Genomic DNA, 1848 nt, shown 5'->3' with positions numbered 1-1848 from the left:
CGCGTTGAACGGTTCGCACGTTGAGCCCGGCGACCACGGCCAACTGCTCCTGAGTCCATTGCCGGGCGTCGCGGAACACCTTGATGCAGACAGCCAGCTCCGCGGGGGTCAGCAAGCGTACTGGTGGCGTGTTTTCCGTCACAGTCATTTCGTTACTCCTTCGTTATTCCCGACGTGGCCAGCCGTGCTAGCAACACCACCGCGCATGGCATGGCCGCAACTGGCAAGGGGCCAGAATGCGAGCACGAATCCGAAAGCGGCCAGCACTGCCACATAGTGAGCAGGCGCCATGGCGTTGTGCTGTAGCCACAGCGTGAGGATCATCGGCGTGAGGCCACCAAAGACTGCGTACGACATGTTGTAGGCAAACGAGAGACCGGTGAACCGCACTGGTGCGGGAAAAGCGCGCACGCCGGCAATCGGCACGGTGGCAATGGTGCCGACGAACAGGCCTAGCAGCCCGTAGTGCCAGAACAGCGTGGTAGGCGTGCSRGGCAGGTTGCCGTAGAAGAGGTACGCGGTCATGAACAGTCCGGCCCAGCCGATCAGCATGACCGCCCGGGTACCGATGCGGTCGCATGCCCAGCCGACGATCACGCAGCCAACGCTCAGCGTGAGCGTGGCAAAAGCATCGGCCTCGAGTGCCAGCACGAYGGGAATGTGGTACACCTTCTCTAGGTAGACCGGCGTGAACAGCACCACCACGACGATGGCAGCGGAAAGCACCCAGGTCAGCAGTGCGACGAACAGACTGGCCGAGCGGTGGTCGCGCAGCACTGTGCGGATCGGCAGTTCACGCGCCAGGTTGCTGCGCTCAGCCAACTCACGGAATACGGGTGTCTCTTGCAGAAACCGGCGCAGGTACACCGACACCATGCCAAACATGCCGCCCAGGATAAAGGGGATGCGCCAGGCGAAATCGCTCACCTGCTCCGGCGTGAAGTGTCGATGGATGGCGATGGCAACGAGCGAACCGAGCAGGATGCCGCCGGTGATGCCCGAGGTCAGCATGCCGATGCCGAAACCGTAATGCCGGCTCGCGACGTGTTCGCCCACAAACACCCACGCACCAGGCATCTCGCCACCGATCGCCGCGCCCTGCAGGATGCGCATCGCCAACAGCAGCATCGGCGCTGCAACGCCGATGCTSGCGTAGATGGGCAGCAGGCCGATCATCAGCGTGGGCGCGGCCATCAGGAAGATCGAGAGCGTGAACATTCGCTTGCGTCCAAGCCGGTCACCRAAGTGGGCGATCACGATGCCTCCCAGCGGGCGTGCCAGGTAGCCGGCGGCGAAAAYGCCGAACGTCTGCASTTGTCGCAGCCAACCTGGCATGTCGGGCGGAAAGAATAGCKCGCCCAGCACCGTGGCGAAGAAGACGTAGATGACGAAGTCGTAGAACTCGAGCGTGCCGCCAAGGGCCGCCAAGGCAAGGRTCTTGTAGTCCCGCGCAGCGAGCCCGCGTGCGGGTGTGGGCAAGACGTCCCCGGYTGCGCTCACGGGATTTACAGSTAGTTCTTGTTGTGGATTCACGGTCGGTCCTCGTCAGGTAGTGATCAATGGACTTCGGTCAGGGCCGGTCCTTTTGAGACCAAGACCCCATCGTTTGCGTGTGAGGGATGCCGATCAGGCATCGCCCGGTGCACCACGCCTGCATGGAAACGGTCCGTTGCTGCGCGRACATCAAATCGTGCGCACCGTCTTTCCATGCTGGTCGCCTTGTGCGGAATCGACGCCCCTGCTGCAACCAATGAGGCGCAGCAGAGGGCGGCCGGTCCGCTAGCAGAAGGCCGGCGCGTTCGATCAGTCGGGGATCGAACCGTCAAGCTGCGCCAGCTGCGCGTACGC

The 1848-nt window shown here is 63.1% G+C and carries 1 protein-coding gene; it reads right to left on the bottom strand.

Annotation, left to right across the window (positions count from 1 at the left end; genetic code table 11):
- Positions 1–144: 144 nt before the first annotated feature.
- Positions 145–1479, bottom strand: coding sequence for an MFS transporter (locus tag AC1DOX_RS30900; RefSeq protein WP_477114097.1), 1335 nt, complete (start codon positions 1477–1479; stop codon positions 145–147).
- Positions 1480–1848 lie beyond the last annotated feature (369 nt).

The sequence above is a fragment of the Cupriavidus sp. 01L415 genome (genome assembly GCF_056400065.1).
Note: the sequence above shows the minus strand (reverse complement) of the source record. Positions and strands in the feature narration are given on the sequence as shown.